This window comes from Sphingomonas sp. R86520, from assembly GCF_042466285.1.
Taxonomy (GTDB): Bacteria; Pseudomonadota; Alphaproteobacteria; order Sphingomonadales; family Sphingomonadaceae; genus Sphingomonas.
Window position 1 is genome coordinate 294,250 of the sequence record NZ_JAXHBZ010000001.1, and the last position, 21,011, is coordinate 315,260.

Sequence of the window (21,011 nt, forward strand, 5' to 3'; positions counted from 1 at the left end):
CTGTCCGTCAGGTGATCAAGAATCACCAGGCAGGGTGACGAGCGAAGCATGCGCGCCTATCTCTGTTCCATGTACAAACCAAAAGCCGGTCTTCCGACGCGCGAGCAGATCCTCGACTTCATCACCCATTCCGACGTGCCCGCGGGCAAGCGGGAGATCGCCAAGGGCTTCGGTCTCAGCGCGCAGGACAAGATCGGGCTGAAGGCGCTGCTGAAGGACATGGCGGACGAGGGACTGATCGACAGCGCCCCCGGTCGCGCGTTCCACAAGATGGGCGGCATCCCGAAGGTGACGGTGCTGCGGATCGCTGATGTCGACGATGGCGGGAACGTCTGGGCGGTGCCCGAGCGGTGGGAAGCGGAGGGCGTGCCACCGCCGCGACTGCGCGTACGCGAGCGCAAGCGTGGCGCACTCGGGGGCGGCGAGCGGATCCTCGCGCGGACCGAGGAGGCCGGGAACGGTTGGATCGCACATCCGATGAAGGTTCTTGCGCCAGCGTCCGAGCAGGTGCTGGGCGTGCTCCGCGAGGAGGCCGGGCGGCTGTGGCTGACCGGCGTCGACAAGCGCGAGCGGCGTGAGTTCGCGGTGGCGGATGCGGGCGGCGCGGCGCCGGGCGATCTCGTGCTGGCGGAGCTCGCGGGGAAACCGCCGAAGATCGCGGCGCGCGTCGTGTCGAAGCTGGGCGATCCGTTTGCGGCGCGGAGCTTCTCGCTGATCGCGATTCACAAGCTGGGTATTCCGGACGTGTTCTCGCAGGAGGCGCTGGACGAGGCGGAGCGGGTCTCGAAACTGCCGCTGGGTGCCATTGGAGAGAAGGGGGCGCGCGAGGATCTGCGCGACCTGCCGATCGTGGCGATCGATCCCGAGGATGCGCGCGATCATGACGACGCGGTCTGGGCGGAGGCGGACGACGATCCCTCGAACGCTGGCGGATGGAAGGCGATCGTCGCGATCGCGGACGTGAGCTTCTACGTGCGGCCGAAGTCGGAGGTCGACCGTGAAGCGCGGCGTCGCGGGAACTCGGTGTATTTCCCCGACCGCGTGGTACCGATGCTGCCCGAGATCCTGTCGGCGGAGGTATGTTCGCTGAAGGAGGGGGCGGACCGCGCGGCGCTCGCGTGCCATCTGCGGATTGGCAAGGACGGGTCGCTGAAGTCGTGGCGCTTCACGCGCGCGGTGGTCCGGATCGCGGCGAACCTGGCTTATGAAGAGGCGCAGGCGATCATCGACGGGATGGCGCAAGATGCATCTTCAACGGATAGCCTATCCCCGTCACCCCGGCGAACGCTGGGGTCTCCCTCCACGGAGGGCGCCCTTGCGGATCGAGGTCCCGACTTTCGTCGGGATGACGGGGGTGTGGCCCAATCCTTGGTCCCGCTCTGGGCTTGTTGGCGTGCGCTGGCGAAGGCGCGTGACGCTCGCGCGCCGCTCGATCTCGACCTTCCCGAACGGCGCGTGGTGCTCGACGAGCAGGGGCGGATCATGTCCGTCTCTCCCCGCGAACGGCTCGACGCGCACCGGTTGATCGAGGATTACATGATCGCCGCCAACGTCGCGGCCGCCAAGGCGCTCGAGGCGAAGAAGGCGCCGGTGATGTACCGCATCCACGAGCCGCCGAGCCGTGAGAAGCTGGCGGCGCTGAAGGAATATCTCGAGACGTTCGACGTGCCGTTCGCGCTGGGGCAGGTCGTCCGTCCGGCGACCTTCAATCATATCATCGAACGGATCGGGGACGCGGATTTCCGCCCTCAGGTGATGGAGCAGATCCTTCGCACCCAGACCCAGGCCTATTACGCGCCGGGCAATCATGGGCATTTCGGGCTGAGCCTCGGCAGTTACGCGCATTTCACGTCGCCGATCCGGCGCTATGCCGATCTGCTCGTCCACCGCTCGCTGGTGTCCGCGTACGGCCTCGGCGAGGGCGGGTTGCCGGCGGACGATGCAGTCAACATGGAGTCGGTCGGCGAGATCATCAGTCGGCTCGAACGCCGCGCGATGGAGGCCGAGCGCGATACCACCGACCGCTATGTCGCCGCGTTCCTGTCGGAGCGTGTCGGCCAGGTGATGGACGTGCGGATCACCGGCGTCACCAATTTCGGCTTCTTCGCGACGGTCGAGGGGATTGGCGGCGACGGGTTGATGCCGGTGCGCGACCTGGGCGGCGAATATTTCCGCTTCGACGAGGGCGCGCGGACGCTGACCGGCGAGCATAGCGGCGACGTCTTCGCACAAGGCCAGACACTGGAACTGCGCTTGGCGGAGGCGAACCCGGTGTCGGGCGCGCTGCGCTTCGAGATGCCCGAGGGGAAGGGCGCGGCGCCCCCTCAACGCGGTGGGCGCAAGCCGGCGCGCGAGATCAAGCGGCGGGGCCGGCCGGCCAACATCCGCCATCAGGGCAAGCGGCGGTAGGATTTGCGAAAGCGTCACGACTTATAGGATGCTGGTTTGCGGGAGATTGGCATGTGGGTATTCGGTCTGGGCCGGTCGCGACGGCGGATCGTCAACGATTTCGTCGCGGCGCAGGCGACGATGGCGGACCGCGCAATCGCGTATGATGCGGCGGATGCGCGCATGTTTCGGCGGTTGTGCAGCTACGGCGCGATCGTCGACGACGGCGCGGGCCGCTATCATCTCGATGCAGACCGGCTCGGTGCGTTTCGTGGTGCAGTGCGTCGACGGGCAGCGGCAATTGCCGCGACATCCGGAGTAGTCGCGAGCGCGGTAGCCGCGGTGACGGTGTTCGCGCTTGCGGAGTGATGGGTTCATCGAACGGCGCTGCGGCATCTCTTCGGTCTCGTGCTGTTTCCTATCAGCACGTACTTTTGGTTGGCGGCGCTCCCAGACGTTTGCTGACAACATCGTAGTTTTACCTCCTCGGCAATGACGAAGCGCACCCGAAGTTGGTGAAGTTTCCCAATTGGGCGCCGGCCTTCGCCGGGGGGCAAGGGTCCAGACCTACAGATCTTCAGCGATATGGGTATCGGGTGCGCGGCGCGGCGTAACCAGGCAGCGCTCGACTACCCGACCGTAAAGCCGAGTCCTGCTTTGGCCACCAACCGATCGCGCAGTTTCGTCCCCATCAACGCCCCCGGTGTCCAGATACCGCCATCGCCCGCTATGTCCTGCACGAGGCACAGCGCGGCTTCCGCGATCATCTTGCTGGTCGAGCCATAGCCCGGATCGCGATCGCCGGTGACGACCGCGTCGATCCGTTCGCCGTCTGGCATGACGCCGACGAACAACAGGTCGTAATGACCGGCATCGCGTTCCTCCTTGGATGGGCCTTCACCCGGCTTCGGCCCCTTGTCGCCAGCAAACGGATTGAACTTGGCGATCGCTTCGGCGGCCACCTTGCCGAGATCGCCGAGCCCGGCCACCATCATCTCGTCATAGACGAAGTCCGCGCCATACGCCTCGCCGAGCAGGAAGTTGGTGCGGTGGACGTTCTTGGTGTTGATCGGCGCCATGACGAACGGCGCGACCCAAGCCTGGATCGTCGTGTCGTATTCGGGGATCAGCCCGGTCGGCTGGTGCGGTCCGCTGAAGCCCGGTGTCAGCGCGAACGGGCTGGTCAGCAACTTGACGATGCCCGGGTCGCGCGCGGCAGCGGCGAGCGTCGCCTTCAGGCTGGCCGCGGTGCCGCCCGAGAACGTCCCCTGCATTTTTCGCACGCGACCTTTCACGCGGGGCGCGGGGACGCCGTATTTGGCCTTGGCCGCATCCTGCAACGTCAACACGCCGAGATCGAACGGAATGCTGTCGAACCCGCAGGAGAAGACGATGCGGGCGCCGGTCCGCGTGGCCTCTCCTTCATGCGCGTCGATCATGTGGCGCATCCATGCGGGCTCGCCGCACAGGTCGACATAACCGGTCCCGGTCGCGGCGCAGGCGGCGACGAGGTCAGAGCCGTAGAGCTGGTACGGCCCGACCGTCGAGATCACGACGGTGGCGCGCTCCGCCATCGCCCGGAGGCTGGCGGGATCATCGGAGTCGGCGGTGATCAGCGGCGTATCGGCGGGTGCGCCGATCAGGTCGCGGACCTCCTGCAGCTTCGTCAGCGAGCGGCCGGCCATCGCCCAGCCGACACCGGTCGGATAGGTCTGCGTCAGATATTCAGCGACGAGGCGCCCGGTGAAGCCGGTTGCACCATAGATGACGATGTCGAAGTCGCGCATATCCGTCTCCTGTTTGATCAAGTTTTGCGCCCACGCGTCCGCCATCGCAAGTGAAACGCGATTTCCACCCGTGCCTCGCCAATCGCGCCTCCATCTGCAAGGATCGTGGGATGGCATCCGATCGTAACACCGTGGCGTTCATCGTCGACCAACTTGCGGCGGCAGGCGACGTCTCCGCCAAGCCGATGTTCGGCGAATACGGCATCTATTGTGATGGCAGGATGGTCGCGATGATCTGCGACGACCAGCTGTTCGTGAAGCCGACCGCGGGGGGTCGCGCGTTTGCCGGCGCGATCGACGAAGCGTCGCCGTATCCAGGCGCGAAACCTTGCCTGCTGGTCGACGCCGATCGCTGGGACGATGCCGAGTGGCTGGCCGAACTCGTCCGTATCTCGTGCGCGGAACTGCCACTGCCGAAGCCGAGGAAGCCGAAGGCCAAGAAGGGTTAGGACGGATCGAGGTTCAGGCTGGGCTTACGAACTGACAAATGCCCCGTAATGCCGGGCCCTTCGGCTACGCTCAGGCGCGCCTTGTTCCGGCATCCACGGTGCCGCACGATCGATAGAGTTAAGCTTGCGGCAGCGGGGCCCCCGAACATGTCGGTGCTCATCCCGTTCGGACGAGTGCACCTCCCCGGCCTCCACCGGGGAGGTACTTGTCGGGTATGATTTCGGAACCAGTTCTAGGTGACGAAGCAATGATGGAGTTGTCGCAACCTGAAACGGCTGAACGTCGATCGGGCCTAAGCCGCTTCGTTGAACTGCAGGCTGGCCAGCCGCGCGTACAGCCCGGTGTTGGTCATCAACGACGCGTGCGAGCCTTCCTCGACGATCTGGCCGTCGCTCATCACGATGATCCGTTCGGCCGCACGTACGGTGGCGAGACGGTGGGCGATGACGAGGGTGGTGCGGTTTGCCATCAGCCGCTCTAGCGCTTCTTGTACCAGCCGCTCGCTCTCCGCATCGAGTGCGCTTGTCGCCTCGTCGAGCAGCAGGATCGGCGCGTCGCGGAGCAGCGCGCGGGCAATCGTCACGCGCTGGCGTTGGCCTCCCGACAGCCGTGCGCCGCCTTCGCCGAGGAACGTGTCGAGGCCCTCGGGCAGTTTCCGAAGGAACTCGGCGGCGTTGGCGGCCTCGGCGGCGGCCCAGAGCTGGTCGTCGGTCGCGGACCAGTCGCCATAGCGCAGGTTGTCACGGGCCGAGGCGCCGAAGATGATCGTTTCCTGCGGCACCATCGCGATGCGCGCGCGGACTTGCGCCGGATCGGCGTCGCGCAGGTCGATACCGTCGATCGTCACGCGGCCGGCGTCCGGATCGTAGAAGCGCTGGACGAGCTGGAACAAGGTGGTCTTGCCGGCGCCCGACGGGCCAACGATCGCGACCGTCTCGCCAGGCTTTACGTCGAGCGAAAAGCCATGGAGCGCGGCGACGTCGCGGCGCGTGGGATAGTGAAACTGCACGTTCTCGAACGCGAGCGCGCCGCGCGGCGGCTGCGGCAATGCGACCGGGTTGGCGGGGGCTGCGATTTCAGGGCGTTCGCGGAGCAGTTCGGATAGCCGCCCGGCAGCTCCGGCACCGCGTAGCAGGTCGCCATACACTTCGGTCAGCGCGCCGAATGCGCCGGCAACGATCCCGCCGGTCAGCACGAACGCGGCGATCGCGCCGCCGCTGATGCGTCCGGCCGCGACGTCGATCGCGCCTTCCCACAACACGAGGGTGATCGATCCGAACACGAGCCCGATCACGATCGCGGTCATCACCGCGCGCAGCATGATCCGCGCGCGCGCCGCAGCGAAGGTCGCGCCAACCGCATCCGCGAACCGCGCGGCCTCACGGTCCTCCTGGCCGAACGCCTGCACAACCTTCATCGCGCCGAGCGTCTCGGTGGCGATCGAGCCGACATCGGCAACCCGGTCCTGCGAAGTGCGCGAGTAATTGCGCACGCGCTTGCCGAGCAACGCGATCGGCAGGATGATCAGCGGGATGCCGATCATCAACATGCCGGCAAGCTTGGGCGAGATCGCGAACAGGTAGATCAGGCCGCCGACCCCGGTGAACACGTTGCGCAGCGCGATCGACACGGTGCTGCCGACGACCTGTTCGATCAACGCCGTATCCGACGTCAGGCGCGAGGCGATCTCGGACGGCCGGTTCTCCTCGAAGAAGCGCGGTGTGAGGCGCATCAGGTGACGCTGCACGTTGGTGCGGATGTCGGCGACGACGCGCTCGCCGAGCCACGAGACGTAGTAGAAGCGGACCGCGGTCGCCAGCGCGAGCACGATGACGATCATCAGCAGGTAGTGGAACGACGTGCCGACCGAGCCGCTTGCGCCGGGGCCGAAGCCGCGATCGATGACCCGCTTGAATCCGTATGGGATGCCAATCGTCGCTGCCGACGTCATCAGCAGCGCGAGCCCGGCGAACAGGATCTGCCGTGGATAATTCGCGGCATGACGCCACACCATCGCAAGGTCGCCGATCCGGCGGGACGTCTTCTCTTCGGGTATCGGCTTGGCCATGCGCGGGGCGTAGCAGTGGCGGGGGTGGCGCTCAACGGCTCGTGTGGAGCCCGGCGGGCTGCGTTTGCGTACGATCGTCGCGGCGTGGCACGCGTTCGCGCGTTGCACTGCAGCGAAATTGCGTTACCACCTTCCCAAGCCCGATGAGGCGAGAGGATACCGAATGCTCTACGATGCTTATGAATTCCAGCGGACGATGATGGCCGGTGCCAGCAAGTTGGCGAGTTTCGGCGCGGAAATGCTCAATAATCCGGCAAACCCGTTCGCCTATTTGGGTGGCGGTGCGGTGGTCGGATCGGCGCTCGAAGTGTTCGCACACGCGAATGCGACTCGGGGAAAGCCCGCCTTCGGGTTCGATCACACGACGATCGATGGTCGCGAGGTCGCGGTGCGCGAGGAGATCGTGCTGCGGAAGGACTTCGGCCAGTTGAAGCGGTTCGTGCGCGACGGTGTCGAGGGCGGACCAAAGCTGTTGATCGTGGCGCCGATGTCGGGACACTACGCGACGCTGCTGCGTGGTACCGTCGAGCGGATGCTGCCGTTCGCCGACGTGTACATCACCGACTGGCGTGACGCGCGGAGCGTGCCGCTGTCGGCAGGGCGGTTCGATCTCGACGATTACATCGACTATCTGATCGCGTATCTTGAGACGATCGGCGCCAACGACGGCGAGGGCGGTACGCACATGCTGGCGGTCTGCCAGCCATCGGTGCCATGTTACGCGGCGGCTGCGCTGATGAGCGCGGACAAGAACCCGTGTCGGCCGAAGACACTGACGATGATGGGCGGCCCGGTCGACACGCGCGAGGCACCGACCGCGGTCAACACGCTGGCGACTGAGCGACCGCATGCATGGTTCGAGCAGAACGTCATCGCGACGGTACCGGGTAATTATCCCGGCGCGGGGCGGAAAGTGTATCCCGGCTTTCTGCAGCTAGCCGGGTTCATGTCGATGAATCTGGGCAACCACATGGTCTCGCATTGGGAGATGTATAAGCATCTCGTCCAGGGCGACGGTGAGAGCGCGGCGCAGAGCCAGTCGTTCTACGAGGAATATCGCTCGGTGTGCGACATGACCGCTGAATTTTATCTGCAGACGATCGACGTGGTATTCCAGAGCCACGCGTTGCCGCGCGGGATCATGACGCACCGCGGGCGGCTGGTCGATCCGGCGGCGATCACCGACATCGGCCTGCTGGCGATCGAAGGTGAGAAGGACGATATCTCCGGGTTGGGGCAGACCAAGGCAGCATTGACGCTGGCGACTGCGCTGCCGGACGAGAAGAAGCGGTACCTGATCGCAGAAGGCGCGGGGCATTACGGCATCTTCAACGGCTCGCGCTGGCGGGAGAAGATCGCGCCGGTAGTCGAGGCGTTCATCACCGCGAACGGGTGACCGTTGTCCTCCAACGCCATGCCGCCGCCCCACTAACCCGCCGCCCCCCTATACTACGTCACCCCAGCGAAAGCTGGGGTCTCCCGGTGGCTGAAGCTATGGCTCGAACAGGGAGATCCCAGCTTTCGCTGGGATGACGGGGAGGGGGTTAGTTAAGCGGGGGCGGTTTATGGTTTGTTGTTACGCGACCGAGTCAACGACCGCGTGGCTGCTCGACTCATCCGAACGGATCGTGCCGCCGAACAGCATCTTGAGGCGGCCGCCCAACGAGATGTCCGTCTCCCAAAGCTCCGCGCTATCGATGTCGAAGCGCAACAGCGTCAGGTTCGGGTCTTCCTTGCCGCCCGGGAACCAGGCCTCGACCTGCTTGTTCCAGAGCTTGTCGATCTCGGCGCGGTCGTTCGACGTCGAGACGTCGCCTGCCATGCACGCGAAGAAGTCATGGCCCTTGCCGACGAACTGCGCCATTGCCGCGCCGCCCTTGGCGATACGGTTGTCGCGGCCGGCAAAGAAGAACAGCGTGTTGGGCTGATCGTCGTCGATCTGCGCGGTCATCGGCTCGGAATGCTGGCCATCGTTGAGGCCGATCATCACGAACGGGCTCGCCTTCAGCTCCTCGATGAACTTCGCCGCGACTTCCTGCGGGGTATCCTGGTCGGCCATCGTCATTCTCCTATTGGCTTGGATTGCCATTGAGAACGGGCGGGACGGAGGTTGGTTGCGCGCGGGCGGCCGATCGGCGCACGCGATGCTGCTTGGTGATTGCGCATGCGACGCGTCATGGTGGCGGCGGCAGCAGTTCTGCTGCCAAACCAAGAAAGGTAAGGTGTATGCAACTTGCCGATCTGTGCCTCATCCTCGGCATGCTCTTCGCCTTCGCGACATTAGTCGTGAAGATCATCGAAGTGTCACGCAAAGGCTAGGTGCACGGGAGGGGCTCGATCTAGCAATCGAGTCCCAAACGTATTGAGCCCCGGCCGCTAGCACGACCGAGGCCCAGACAAGAAAGGCGGTGTATGCAACGCCGGTATAGTACATGCGCTACACCGGCGTGGATTTCAAGTTCACAGCACTTCGAACAACCCGGCTGCGCCCATGCCGCCGCCGACGCACATCGTGACGACAACATACTTCGCGCCGCGACGCTTGCCTTCGATCAACGCGTGGCCGGTCGCGCGGGCGCCGGTCATGCCGTAGGGGTGGCCGATCGAGATTGCGCCGCCGCTGACGTTGAGCAGCTCGTCGGGGATGCCGAGATGGTCGCGGCAGTACAGGACCTGCACCGCGAATGCCTCGTTCAGCTCCCACAGGCCGATATCGTCCATCTTCAGGCCGAAACGCTTGAGCAGCTTGGGGATCGCCACGACCGGGCCGATGCCCATCTCGTCGGGCTCGGTGCCGCCGACCGCCATGCCAATATAGCGACCGAGCGGCTGGAGACCGCGCTGCGAGGCGATCTTCTCTTCCATCAGCACCGACGACGACGACCCGTCGGAGAGCTGCGACGCGTTGCCCGCGGTGATCGTGAAGTCTGGGCCCATCACCGGCTTCAGCGACTGGAGCCCCTCCAGCGTGGTGTCGGCGCGGTTGCCCTCGTCCTTGGTGATCGTCACGTCCTTGTACGTGACTTCCTTGGTCTCCTTGTCGACGATGGCCATGTTGGCCTCGACCGCCACGATCTCCGCATCGAAATAGCCGGCGGCCTGCGCGGCAGCGGTGCGCTGCTGCGACTGGAGCGCGTAGGCGTCCATCGCGTCGCGGCTGATGCCGTAGCGCTTGGCGACGACTTCCGCCGTCTGCAGCATTGGCATGTAGACGTCCTTGTGCATCGCGATCAGCTGGGGATCTGGCGCGACGCGCATCTGCGGAGTCTGGACGAGGCTGATGCTCTCGACGCCGCCGCCGATCGTGATGTCCATGTTGTCGGTGATGATCTGCTTGGCGGCGGTGGCGATCGCCATGAGGCCGGACGCGCACTGACGGTCGACCGACATGCCCGAGACGGTGACGGGAAGCCCGGCGCGCAGCAGCGACGTGCGCGCGATGTTGCCGGCTTGGTGACCCTGCTGGAGTGCACAGCCGAAGACGACGTCGTCGACTTCGGCCCCGTCGATGCCGGCCCGCTCGACCGCGGCCTTGATCGAATGCGAAGCAAGGGTGGGCGCCGGGGTGTTGTTGAAGCCACCGCGATAGGCGCGGCCGATCGGGGTGCGGGCGGTGGAGACGATAACGGCTGAACGCATGGGTTATATCCTTATCTGCTCCCTTCCCGCTTGCGGGAGGGGTTGGGGGAGGGGGTGGCCAAAGAAGCCGGACCAATCGCGGCTATCTCGGACCCTCCCCTGACCCCTCCCGCAAGCGGGAGGGGAGTTAGTTTCAAACGAAGACTTGGCTGATCCACTCGGCGATCAGGGCGGGCTTTTCCTGACCTTCGATCTCGACCGAGAACGTATTGGTCTGCTGCCACTGGCCGGGACGCTTCTCGTCGAACGAGAGCAGCTTGAAGCGGCCGCGTACCTTCGAGCCCGACCGGACCGGCGTCAGGAAGCGGACCGAGTTGCCGCCGTAATTGACGCCCATCTTCGCGCCCTCGATCTGCGGGGCGTCGGGCACTTTCGACGACAATAACGGCATGAGCGACAGCGTCAGGAAGCCGTGCGCGATCGTGCCGCCGAACGGGGTCTGCGCCGCACGGACCGGATCGAGGTGGATGAACTGGTGATCGCCGGTCGCGTCGGCGAATGTGTCGATCATGGCTTGCGTCACCTCGACCCAGTCGGAAACCGTCTCGGTGCCGATGCGCTGTTGCATCTGCGCGGTCGTGATCGTCGCCACGGCATTCCCCTCAAAGCTCGTTTGGCGCTAAGCGCTGAAATGTCTCTAGGCGTACAGGCGAGCGGATCGCAAGCCTCACCCAACCGGAAGCTGGAAAATGTCGACTGCCGTAACGTCCAATGCCCGTGATATCATGGCCAAGCTGTACCGCGCGAGCGAACCCGATGTTCTAAAACCGTTGCTGGACCACGCAGCGCTCGATTCGGATTCGCGCGAGCGCGTGATGGGGCATGCGCTGGGCCTGCTCGCGGACCTGCGGGCGGCGCAGAGCAAGGGCTGGGTGAACCAGTTCCTCCAGGAATATCGACTGAATTCGTCGGAAGGCGTTGCGTTGCTGTCGCTAGCGGAAGCGTTCCTGCGCGTGCCGGATCCGGAGACGGCCGATCTGCTGATCGCGGACAAATTGGGCGATGCCGACTGGCGTGCGCATGCCGGCAAGTCGAATTCGAAGCTGGTCAATTCGGCGACCTGGGGGCTGGTAGTCGGCCGCGTGCTGGTCGGCGAGGGATCGACCGGGCCGCTGCGCCGCCTGATCAGCCGCGCGGGCGAGCCGTTCGTGCGGCAGGCGGTCGGCGCGGCGATGAAGATGATGGGCGAAATCTTCGTGATGGGTCGCACCATCGACGAGGCGGTGAAGCGGATGCGCCGGCCGGAGAACAAGGGCTTCACGGCGAGCTTCGACATGCTCGGCGAGGCGGCGCGGACGCATGCCGACGCGCAGCGTTACTTCCAGGCGTATGTCGGTGCTGTCGATGCGGTCGGGCGCGATCCGGCGGCGGGACACTCGATCTCGGTCAAGCTGTCGGCGCTGCATCCGCGGTACGAGGTGGCGCGGTGGAGCGAGTGCGTGCCCGCGCTGACCGAGATGCTGGAGGCGCTGGCGGTACAGGCGGCGTCGAAGGGCATCGCGCTGACCGTCGACGCGGAGGAATCCGAGCGGCTAGAGATGAGCCTCGACATCATCGGCGCGGTCGCCGGACTGCCGTCGCTGAAGGGCTGGGACGGGTTCGGCATGGCGGTGCAGGCGTATGGCAAGCGCGCGCGGCCGGTGATCGAATGGGCGAACGGGCTGGACCGCGTGATGAACGTGCGGCTGGTAAAGGGCGCGTACTGGGATAGCGAGATCAAGCGGACGCAGGTCGAGGGGCTGGCGGACTATCCGCTGTTTACGCGCAAGGCGGCGACCGACGTGTCGTATCTGGCCGTGGCGAAGGAAATGCTGGCGGCGGAAAATATCCGGCCGGCGTTTGCGAGCCACAACGCGCTGACGGTCGCGACGATCATGGAATGGGCTGGCAACTCGCGCGACTTCGAGTTCCAGCGGCTGCACGGGATGGGCGATGGGCTGTATGAGCGGCTGGTGCAGGAGAACGGCTATCATTGCCGGGTCTATGCGCCGGTTGGCGGGCACCGCGATCTGCTGGCGTATCTGGTTCGGCGGTTGCTGGAAAATGGGGCGAATTCCAGTTTCGTGCACCAGTTAGCGGATGAGCGGCTGACCGAGGCGGAGATCCTGGCGGATCCCGTGGCGAAGATCGCTGCGGTCGGGGGGAAGCGGCATCCCAGCATTCCATTGCCAGTGGATCTGTTCGGGGCTGGCGGACACCGGAATTCCGCCGGGTTGGATCTAAGCGATGTGGGGACGTTAAAGGCGACGGTTGCCGCGGTTAATGCCCCCCTCCCGCAAGCGGGAGGGGCCGGGGGTGGGCTCGCGCTATCGTCGTCGGCTACGGCTGGTGATGAGCGGGCAGCCGCAGCCGCAAGCGTTGCGGCCAGTGGTGAGCGCGTGCCCACCCCTAGCCCCTCCCGCTTGCGGGAGGGGGATGCTGTCGTGGCTGCCATCACGCGTGCGCATGCGGCGTTTCCGGGTTGGTCGACCACCCCGGTCGACGAACGTGCCGCTTGCCTAGAACGGCTCGCCGACCTGCTCGAGAAGCACCGCGACGAACTCATGGCGATCTGTGTGCAGGAGGCGTTCAAGACGATCGCCGATGCGATCGGCGAAGTGCGTGAGGCGGCGGACTTCTGTCGGTATTACGCGCAGCAGGCGCGGCTGAACCTGCATCCGATCGAGCTGCCGGGGCCGACGGGCGAGCGCAACACGCTGCATATCGAGGGTCGCGGTGTCTGGGCGACGATCGCGCCGTGGAACTTCCCGCTGGCGATCTTCCTCGGGCAGACGGTGGCGGCGCTGGTTACCGGCAACACCGTCGTCGCCAAGCCTGCACCGCAGACCCCGCGGATCGCGGCGCGTGCGGTGGAACTGACGCACGAGGCCGGCGTGCCGGTCGATGCGCTGGTGCTCGTGACCGGTGGGCCGGAGGTTGGTGCGGCGCTGACGGCGGACGTGCGTATCCAGGGGGTCGCGTTCACCGGGTCGACCGCGACGTCGCGGAAGATCGCGCGGTCGCTGCTCGACGACGAGACGCGGCCGATCGTGCCGCTGATCGCTGAGACCGGCGGGATCAACGCGATGATCGTCGATTCCACCGCGTTGCCCGAGCAGGTAGTGGCGGACGTGATCGCGTCGTCGTTCCGGTCTGCGGGACAGCGTTGCTCGGCGTTGCGCTTGCTGCTGGTGCAGGAGGATATCGCGGACGGCGTGATCGAGATGCTGTCGGGGGCGATGGAGACGTTGCGGATCGGGCGGCCGGGCGATCCCGCGACCGACGTCGGGCCGGTGATCGACCAGGCTGCGTATGACCGGCTGATGGCGTATCGCGAGAGCGTGAAGGCGAAGACCGTCAAGACGCTCGATGCGCCCGCGGACGGGTTGTTCGTGCCGCCGACTTTGGTGCGGATCGGCGCAATCGAAGACCTCAGCCAGGAATGGTTCGGGCCGATCCTGCATGTCGCGACGTGGGAAGCGGGGAAGCTGAGCGAGACGATCGCTCGGGTCAACGCCAAGGGCTACGGCCTGACGATGGGGCTACACAGCCGCATCGCGCGCGCGGCCGACGTGATCGAGGCGGAGGCTGCGGTGGGGAATCTGTATATCAACCGGTCGATGATCGGTGCGGTCGTGGGGTCGCAGCCTTTTGGCGGCGAGGGTCTTTCGGGAACTGGGCCGAAGGCCGGCGGGCCGCGGTATCTGTACCGGTTCTGTGCGGAGCGGGCGGTTTCGGTGGATACGACGAGTGCGGGCGGGAACGCGACGTTGCTGTCGTTGGATGAGGGTGGAATTTAAGCGAGCCGGCGGGACACCGAAGCGTGTCAGCTAACGTACCGATCGAGCACCTCCCCGGCGGAGGCCGGGGTCCAGGTGGGGGACGTTGCTGACGGGTGTTGCGCTTCGTTACTTCGACCTCACCAACTGGGCCCCGGCCTCCGCCGGGGTGGTGGCTGGGAGGGCGGTGGACACGTCATGCCGGGGTTTGTCTGGCAGTTGTGGCTTCGCGTTACCCTAGCAAGCATTGTTTCCCCACGAAGGCGGGGACCCAGACTGGGCTCCCGCCTTCGCGGGAGAACAAATTAGCAGAGGTAACGCGGCTTAGGCGGGCGTTGCCTGCGCCTCCGACCGGCGCCCCTCGGGATACGGCATCACCACCGAACCATCCGGCGCGGCCATCATGTTCACCTGTGTCGGGAAGGCGATCTCGATCTTCTCGTCGTTGAAACGCTTCAGGATCGCGATGCCCACGGCCGTGCGGCCGTTGTAGAAGGTCGCGTAGTCTGGGCCGTCGCTATCGAACTGCACCTCGAAATCCAGGCTCGATGCGCCGAAGCCGGTGAAGCCGGCGCGGATGAAGATCTTGTCGTTCGCTTCGACGATCGCCTTCAGCATCCCCGGGATCTGCGAGCAGACTTCCGGGGGCGTCGAGTAGGTGACACCGATGACGAACTTCGCGCGGCGGTGGTTGCGCTGCGTGTTGTTGAGAATCTCCTTGTTGAGGAGGTTCTTGTTCGAGATGACGCGTTCTTCGCCGTCGACACCGCGGATGCGCGTGGATTTGAGGCCGATCGCCTCGACGCTGCCCGAGGCCGAATTGTAATTGATCGAGTCGCCGCGGCGGAACGGGCGGTCGAAGATGATCGCGAGCGCGGCGAACAGATCGGCGAAGATGCCTTGCGCCGCCAGACCGATCGCGATGCCGCCGACGCCCAGACCGGCGACGAGGCCGGTGACGTTGACGCCGAGATTGTCGAGCACGACGACGATCGCCACCGCGAACACCACGAAGGTGACGAGCAGGCGGATCAGCCCCATCGCCGAAAGCAGCGCTTCACCCGAATAATGTTCGGACTTGGTGCGGTGTTCGATCGCGCCGAGGATGATCTCGCGCACCCACACAGCCGCCTGCAGCACAGCGGCGACGGTGAAGAGGAAGTTGATCGTCGTCGCGACTTCGCCGGGCGCGGCGGAATAACCCGCGACCAGCTTGGCGGCGAGCATCACGATGAAGAAGTTGCCGGTGCGCGCGATCGCCTTCCCCACGACGATCCCCCAGCCGTTGAGCGTATGCGGGCGTTCGCACAATTTGCTGCCGAAACGACGCGCGGTGTGGAGGACGACGACGATCACCGCGCCGATCCCGAATGCGATCAGGATTTGCAGCCAATATGCCTGAATCCAGGCGAAGCTGGCGGTGACGAAGCCGTGTGCCTGATCGCCCACGTCGCTCGCATTGAAGACCGGGTGTTTGGAGGCAACAGTGGTGTTGGACGCGGTGGAATTGGGCATGGAAATACTCGTCAGGCCGCTTCGGCGATCTTGGCGGAGGCGGCGGCAGCAGATGAGGCCGTGGCGGAGATGGTTGCGACGGCTGGCGTGCCGGCGTCGAGAAACGTGATCAGGCCGCATTCCTCCCGGCTGAGATAGCGCTTGGCACGCGGAAGGCGGACTGCCCTGCGGAATGCCGCCTGTCCCTCTTTCACCAGCGCGATGAGCGACGGGTGAACATAACTCTTCCGCGCAATCGCCGCGGTGTTGCCAAGTCGCGCCACGACGGGTTCGAGCATCGTCTTGAGGCTCAGGTCACGTTCGGCGGACGCGAGCGCCTCGAACGCGGCGACGCTCGCCACCCAGGTCCGGAAGTTCTTGGCGGTGAAATCGGTGCCGGTGGCCTCGCGAATGTAGCAATTGACGTCGGTCGAGGTGACCGGGTGCGCCTCGCCTGCGTCGTCGACCCAGGCGAACAGATGCTGTTCGTCGAGGTCCTGGCATTTCTTGACGAAACTGCTGAGCGAGCGATCGGTGATCTTGAGCGTCCGCATCTTGCCGGACTTGCCCTTGTACTGAAGCTTCAGGGTCGATCCCTTCACTTCGCCGTGCCGCTTGCGCAGCGTCGTCGCGCCGAAGCTCTCGTTCGCCTCGGCATAGGCTTCGTTGCCGATGCGGATATGGCCGCCGTCGAGCAGCCGAATGACGGCGGCGACCGCACGTTCGCGGCTGAGCGACCGCTTGCGGAGATCGGCCTCGACCGCCTTGCGCAGCTTGGGAAGCGCGCGGCCGAAATCGGCGCAGCGTTCGTATTTTGCGGTTTCCTGCGCCTCCCGGAAATCGGGGTGATACCGGTATTGCTTGCGGCCCTTCTCGTCCCAGCCGACCGCCTGGATGTGGCCGTTGGGCTTGGGACAGAACCAGGCGTCGGCGTAGGCGGGGGGCAGGCCGATCGCGTTCAGGCGGTCGATCTCGTCGCGATCGGTAATGCGCTCACCCTTGGCATTCCAATAGCCCCAGCCGTTCCGCATCTTCTTGCGGGTGATGCCGGGCTTGGAGTCGTCGGAATACACGATCTTGGTGGGCAATGCGGCAATCCTCAGAGCGTCGTCGAGCCGTTGCGTGCTGGCTGTCTTTCGAAATGTTCGGGAAGACGCATCGTTCCGGAACGTCGTTGGCCGGCCGGTGTTGAGGGCGCACGGGGTTTGAATGGAGACTGCACATGGCCGACCTTTCCCAAGCACGCGTATTGATCCTGGCCGCCGACGGTTTCGAGAGCGTCGAACTGTTCGAGCCGAAAAAGGCGCTGGAGGCCGCAGGCGCGAAAGTGACGCTCGCGTCGATCAAGATCGATCCGATCCAGGGCATGAAGGCGGACATCAACAAAGCCGAGCAAATTACGCCCGACCTTGCGCTGGATGAGGTCGATACCGACGATTACGATGCGCTGGTGCTGCCGGGCGGGGTCGCGAACCCCGACAAGATGCGTCTTGAAGAGCGCGCGATCGAGATCATCACCGAGTTCATGGAGGACGGCAAGATCGTCGCGGCAATCTGTCATGCGCCCTGGCTGCTGGCCGAGGCCGACGTGATCGACGGACGTCGTCTGACGAGCTACCCCTCGATCCGGACGGACCTGGAGAATGCGGGCGCGGACGTGGTGGATGAGGAAGTCGTCGTCGACGCCAACCTGATCACCAGTCGCAAGCCGGATGACATCCCCGCGTTCAACAAGGCGATCATCCGGGCACTGGAAGAGGAACTGGCCGACGAACCGGTCGACTGACGCCTGCAGCTCTCCTCTCGCTAGCGGGGGGAGAGCGACTTTCGCATCGGGCGGAACGTCTGTTCGCCGCGCTTGCGCGTGAGATAGGTATCGAGGCCGATCTGCGCGCCGATCAGCATGTAGACGAACGGCTGGAACGCGATGCCGACGAACGCGGCCCCAAGCAGATAGATGATCTGCGCACTTTGCAGTGCGCCGGCCAACGGCCCGGCCCACGCCTGTTCGTCTGCGGGATCGGCATAGCGGCGGCGGAGCAGCTCCATGCGAAAGATACCGATAAGATTGATCGCGAGCCAGATCGCCAGCCCGAGATAGCCCTGCTCGCCCAGCATCTCGAAATAAGCGCTGTGGAACGCGCGGGCCTTGTCGACCTCGACCCGCGGGCCCGGCGTGGCCGCGCCCTCCGTCGCCTTCAGATCATAGCGGATATGATTGCTGCGATAGGCCTCGAACCCGCCGCCGAACGGATGCGTCTTCGCATATTCGATGGTCCACCGCCACACCGCCAGCCGGGTCGAGGCGGACGCATCCGCGTCGTACGTCTTGATCGTGTCCATGCGCTCGGTGAAGGCCGACGGCAGGAACGGTACCGCCGCCAGCCCAAGCGCCGCCACCGTGGCCAGGTACAGCGTCTTGCGTTTCACGGCGCGGACCGACAGCAGTGCGAGCAGGCCGATGCAGACCAGGCCGGTGCGGGTCGACGTCCCGACCGGAATCAGCAGGCACGCGAAGACCAGGGCGAGGCAGAAACCCTTCACGCGCCAATCGGGCTTGAAGATCGTGCCATAGGTCATGAACCAGAAGATCACCGGGATGATGGCGATCGCGACCGCGCTGATCGTGCTGCCTTCGTAGAGGCCTGAATTATTGTCGACCATCAGGTTCAACTGACCATAGCCGCCGCCGCCGCTGACGATCGTCTTGATGCCGCCGACGATGATGATCGACGACGCGGACAGGATCATGAACAGCAGCAGCGATTCGATCCGCAGGCGAGTGCGCAGGGTCAGCGGCAGGAACGCGGCGAAGATCAGCGTCTTCCAGACCCAGTCCCATTTCTCCTTGGCCTCGACCGGGAAATCCGCGTTCAGAGTCGTCGCCCAGCAATATAGCAGCAGCAGCACGATCAGCACCTGCCGTCCGCCGACCCGCGTATCGCGCTTGTCATCCGCGAGCAGCCACCCGCCGACCGCGAGCGCCACCGCGATCAACGAGATCGGCACGGTGTTGAGGAGGAAGTAGGTCAGCCGCTGCGGCGAGACGATGTCGATATACACATAGACGAGCACGAGCAGGAACGGGCGCTTAAAGCCGATCGCGAAGAACGCGACCAGGAACGCGATGAACGAAAGATCACGCACCGCTGCGGGGCTTCTTGTCGGGTGCGAGCGGCTTGTCGGGCGTATCGCGCGGGCTCGGCTCGCGATCGAGATCGGGACGCTTGAGCAGCAGGAATGCGGCGAGCATCATCAGCCCGTGGCTGAGGCCGAGCGCGAGATTGTCGATCATGGGTACGGCCTCCTTTCTGAAGATCGGTCTGTAGGCATAGTCGGTTGACGCGCCGTTAAGCGATCTGTGGCAGATGCCGTCGACGATGCGTATTCTCCATATCCTCGATCACGGCCTGCCGCTGCAGAGCGGCTACACTTTTCGCACGCGGGCGATCCTGAAGGCGCAGGAGGGGTTGGGGTGGACCGTCGCAGCGGTGACCGGTCCTCGCCACGGCGTCGCGCTGGCTTCGGTCGAATCGGTCGACGGGCTGACGTTTCACCGCACTGCGGCCCGCGTGAAGCCGGGGCCGGTCGGCGAGCTCGCCGGAATCGCGGCGTTCGCGAAGCGGATCGAGGCGGCGGTCGATGCCTTCAAGCCGGACATCCTGCACGCGCATTCGCCGGTGATCGACGCGCTCGCCGCGCTGATCGTCGCGCGCAAGCGGAAGCTGCCGCTGGTGTACGAGATCCGTGCGTTCTGGGAGGATGCGGCGGTCGGCAACGGGACCGGGACCGCCACGTCGCTGCGCTATCGTGCAACGCGCGCGCTGGAGACGTGGGCGGTGCGACGCGCGGACGCGGTGGCGGTAATCTGCGAAGGCCTGCGCGGCGACCTGATCGCGCGCGGCATCGCGGCAGACAAGATCATGGTGTCGCCCAACGGCGTCGACCTCGACCTGTTCGGCAGCGCCCCGCCGCGCGACGATGCAGTGGGCGCGGAACTGGCGCTGGATGGGGCGGATGTCGTCGGCTTCATCGGCAGTTTCTATGATTACGAAGGGCTGGACGACCTGATCGCGGCGATGCCGGCTCTGGTCGCGGCGCGTCCCAATGCGCGGCTATTGATGGTCGGTGGCGGACCGATGGAGGCGGCGTTGCGCGCGCAAGCCGCGGCATCGCGGGTCGCGGACGCGATCCGCTTCGTGGGGCGGGTGCCGCATCAGCAGGTCGAGCGCTATTACGGACTTGTCGATATACTCGCCTATCCGCGCAAGCGCATGCGGCTGACCGATCTGGTCACACCGCTAAAGCCGCTCGAAGCAATGGCGCAGAGGCGGCTGGTTGCGGCGTCGGACGTCGGCGGCCACCGCGAGCTGATCCGCGACGGGGATACCGGCACGCTGTTTCCGCCGGACGATCCCGCGGCGATCGCGACCGCGCTGGCGGCAATGTTTGCGGATCGCTCGGGGTGGGAAGAACGGCGTGCACGCGGGCGCGCGTTCGTGCAGGATGAGCGTAACTGGTCGTCAAACATTCTGCGGTATAAGCCGGTATACCAGCGGCTGATCTCGGCCAGAGCACGGGAAAATTGATGGTCGCGTTCGCCCAACGTTTCAGCCGGCAACAATTAGGGCACTTGCTGCCGCTTTACGGGGCAGTGGCGGGCGGCTTGACCGCGGCCGCTGTCGTGTTGCTGATATCGACCTCCGTCCTCGAGGGGCTGGTCTGGACGACCGGTATCGCCGCGCTTGTTCCAATGGCCGCGCCGCCGCTCGGAATGACCGCCCGGGCGCTACTCGCACTGGGTAGCGGCGTGCTGGTCGGAGCATTGCTGTGGTCGTCGTTGTTCCTGTTGTTCGGACCGGGTGGCCCGTTGGCGAGGCGCGCGCCGCGCGAGGACGGGGTTCCGGTGATCCGCCGCGCCGACGCGCATCCCGACGCGCCGCCACGCAAGCCGATGTCGGCGGCCGATCTCGGCACGCCGATGATGGAGGTGGGCGTCGGCGGCAGCGTCGGCTCTGGCGACAATGGGGGCACGACGCGCGACGACCGGACGATTCCTGCCGATCTCGATCAGCCACTCGCGGCGTTCGATCCCAACGCAATCCTTCCGGTGCCGATGGACCCGGTGCGCCCGGTGTCGCCGCTGGCGCAAGTGACGATGGTCGCGCCGGTGATCGAGGTTGCGCCGACCGCGGAACCCGAGACGTTCGTGACGGCGCCGCTGGTCGAGCCGATCGAGCACCGGGTCGACACCGCGCCCGACGAGACGTCCGACATCAATGCACCGACGCCGATCGCGCGGCCGACCAGGGCACCGGCCGAGCCTGCCACGCCCCCGACGATCGAAGCGCTGTTGCGACGGCTCGAACAGGGTGCGCTGCGTCGGAAGAGGCTCGGTACGCACTAGGCGCCGCGACTTACCGGCGC

Annotated in this window: 17 protein-coding genes; 8 read left to right on the forward strand and 9 right to left on the reverse strand. The window is 65.6% G+C overall.

The window, feature by feature from the left end; translation table 11 throughout:
• Window positions 1–48: 48 nt before the first annotated feature.
• Window positions 49–2,409, forward strand: coding sequence for a ribonuclease R family protein (locus SJY41_RS01530; RefSeq protein WP_380778461.1), 2,361 nt, complete (start codon window positions 49–51; stop codon window positions 2,407–2,409).
• Window positions 2,410–2,460: 51 nt separating this feature from the next.
• Window positions 2,461–2,757, forward strand: coding sequence for a hypothetical protein (locus SJY41_RS01535; RefSeq protein WP_380778463.1), 297 nt, complete (start codon window positions 2,461–2,463; stop codon window positions 2,755–2,757).
• Between the two features lie 260 nt (window positions 2,758–3,017).
• On the opposite strand, the gene SJY41_RS01540 is transcribed toward SJY41_RS01535, so the two are convergent.
• Window positions 3,018–4,175 (reverse strand): saccharopine dehydrogenase family protein, encoded by a 1,158-nt coding sequence (locus tag SJY41_RS01540; RefSeq protein WP_380778465.1) that lies wholly within the window; start codon window positions 4,173–4,175, stop codon window positions 3,018–3,020.
• A gap of 110 nt (window positions 4,176–4,285) precedes the next feature.
• On the opposite strand from SJY41_RS01540, the gene SJY41_RS01545 reads away from it, so the two are divergent.
• Window positions 4,286–4,624, forward strand: a complete 339-nt coding sequence (locus SJY41_RS01545; protein ID WP_380778467.1) for a TfoX/Sxy family protein — start codon at window positions 4,286–4,288, stop codon at window positions 4,622–4,624.
• 293 nt (window positions 4,625–4,917) lie between these two features.
• Here the strand turns inward: SJY41_RS01545 and SJY41_RS01550 are convergent, their stop codons facing one another.
• A complete protein-coding gene (locus SJY41_RS01550) occupies window positions 4,918–6,693 on the reverse strand; it encodes an ABC transporter transmembrane domain-containing protein (RefSeq protein WP_380778468.1) in 1,776 nt (591 codons plus the stop codon).
• Between the two features lie 163 nt (window positions 6,694–6,856).
• On the opposite strand from SJY41_RS01550, the gene SJY41_RS01555 reads away from it, so the two are divergent.
• On the forward strand, window positions 6,857–8,089 hold the full coding sequence (locus tag SJY41_RS01555; RefSeq protein WP_380778470.1) for a polyhydroxyalkanoate depolymerase: 1,233 nt from the start codon (window positions 6,857–6,859) through the stop codon (window positions 8,087–8,089).
• 180 nt (window positions 8,090–8,269) lie between these two features.
• Here SJY41_RS01555 and SJY41_RS01560 read toward each other — a convergent pair whose 3' ends face one another.
• The 3 genes from SJY41_RS01560 to SJY41_RS01570 form a co-directional block, all read right to left on the reverse strand.
• Complete coding sequence (locus SJY41_RS01560; RefSeq protein ID WP_380778471.1) at window positions 8,270–8,752, reverse strand: pyridoxamine 5'-phosphate oxidase family protein; 483 nt, start codon at window positions 8,750–8,752, stop codon at window positions 8,270–8,272.
• Between the two features lie 401 nt (window positions 8,753–9,153).
• Entirely contained in the window at window positions 9,154–10,332 is a 1,179-nt protein-coding gene (locus tag SJY41_RS01565; RefSeq protein WP_380778473.1) for an acetyl-CoA C-acyltransferase, read from the reverse strand.
• 133 nt (window positions 10,333–10,465) lie between these two features.
• Entirely contained in the window at window positions 10,466–10,900 is a 435-nt protein-coding gene (locus SJY41_RS01570) for a MaoC family dehydratase (protein WP_380784032.1), read from the reverse strand.
• A 157-nt stretch (window positions 10,901–11,057) separates the two neighbouring features.
• Here SJY41_RS01570 and putA point away from each other — a divergent pair, with 157 nt between their 5' ends.
• Window positions 11,058–14,111, forward strand: a complete 3,054-nt coding sequence (gene putA, locus SJY41_RS01575; protein WP_380784033.1) for a bifunctional proline dehydrogenase/L-glutamate gamma-semialdehyde dehydrogenase PutA — start codon at window positions 11,058–11,060, stop codon at window positions 14,109–14,111.
• 303 nt (window positions 14,112–14,414) lie between these two features.
• Here the strand turns inward: putA and SJY41_RS01580 are convergent, their stop codons facing one another.
• A complete protein-coding gene (locus SJY41_RS01580) occupies window positions 14,415–15,605 on the reverse strand; it encodes a mechanosensitive ion channel family protein (RefSeq protein WP_380778475.1) in 1,191 nt (396 codons plus the stop codon).
• Window positions 15,606–15,616: 11 nt separating this feature from the next.
• Window positions 15,617–16,615, reverse strand: coding sequence for a DNA topoisomerase IB (locus tag SJY41_RS01585; RefSeq protein ID WP_380784034.1), 999 nt, complete (start codon window positions 16,613–16,615; stop codon window positions 15,617–15,619).
• Window positions 16,616–16,806: 191 nt separating this feature from the next.
• Between SJY41_RS01585 and SJY41_RS01590 the strand changes: the two genes are divergently transcribed.
• Window positions 16,807–17,370 (forward strand): type 1 glutamine amidotransferase domain-containing protein, encoded by a 564-nt coding sequence (locus SJY41_RS01590; protein ID WP_380778477.1) that lies wholly within the window; start codon window positions 16,807–16,809, stop codon window positions 17,368–17,370.
• 20 nt (window positions 17,371–17,390) lie between these two features.
• Here SJY41_RS01590 and SJY41_RS01595 read toward each other — a convergent pair whose 3' ends face one another.
• Window positions 17,391–18,731: a putative O-glycosylation ligase, exosortase A system-associated gene (locus SJY41_RS01595; protein ID WP_380778479.1), complete on the reverse strand. Its 1,341-nt coding sequence runs from the start codon at window positions 18,729–18,731 to the stop codon at window positions 17,391–17,393.
• The gene (locus SJY41_RS01600) at window positions 18,724–18,879 is read right to left on the reverse strand and encodes a hypothetical protein (protein ID WP_380778481.1); all 156 of its coding nucleotides are present in this window, start codon (window positions 18,877–18,879) and stop codon (window positions 18,724–18,726) included. The genes SJY41_RS01595 and SJY41_RS01600 overlap by 8 nt, the downstream gene beginning before the upstream one ends.
• 85 nt (window positions 18,880–18,964) lie before the next feature.
• Between SJY41_RS01600 and SJY41_RS01605 the strand changes: the two genes are divergently transcribed.
• Together SJY41_RS01605 and SJY41_RS01610 are read left to right on the forward strand one after the other, a co-directional pair.
• Window positions 18,965–20,173, forward strand: a complete 1,209-nt coding sequence (locus tag SJY41_RS01605; protein ID WP_380778482.1) for a TIGR04063 family PEP-CTERM/XrtA system glycosyltransferase — start codon at window positions 18,965–18,967, stop codon at window positions 20,171–20,173.
• A 77-nt stretch (window positions 20,174–20,250) separates the two neighbouring features.
• Window positions 20,251–20,991, forward strand: a complete 741-nt coding sequence (locus SJY41_RS01610) for a hypothetical protein (RefSeq protein ID WP_380778484.1) — start codon at window positions 20,251–20,253, stop codon at window positions 20,989–20,991.
• Window positions 20,992–21,011 lie beyond the last annotated feature (20 nt).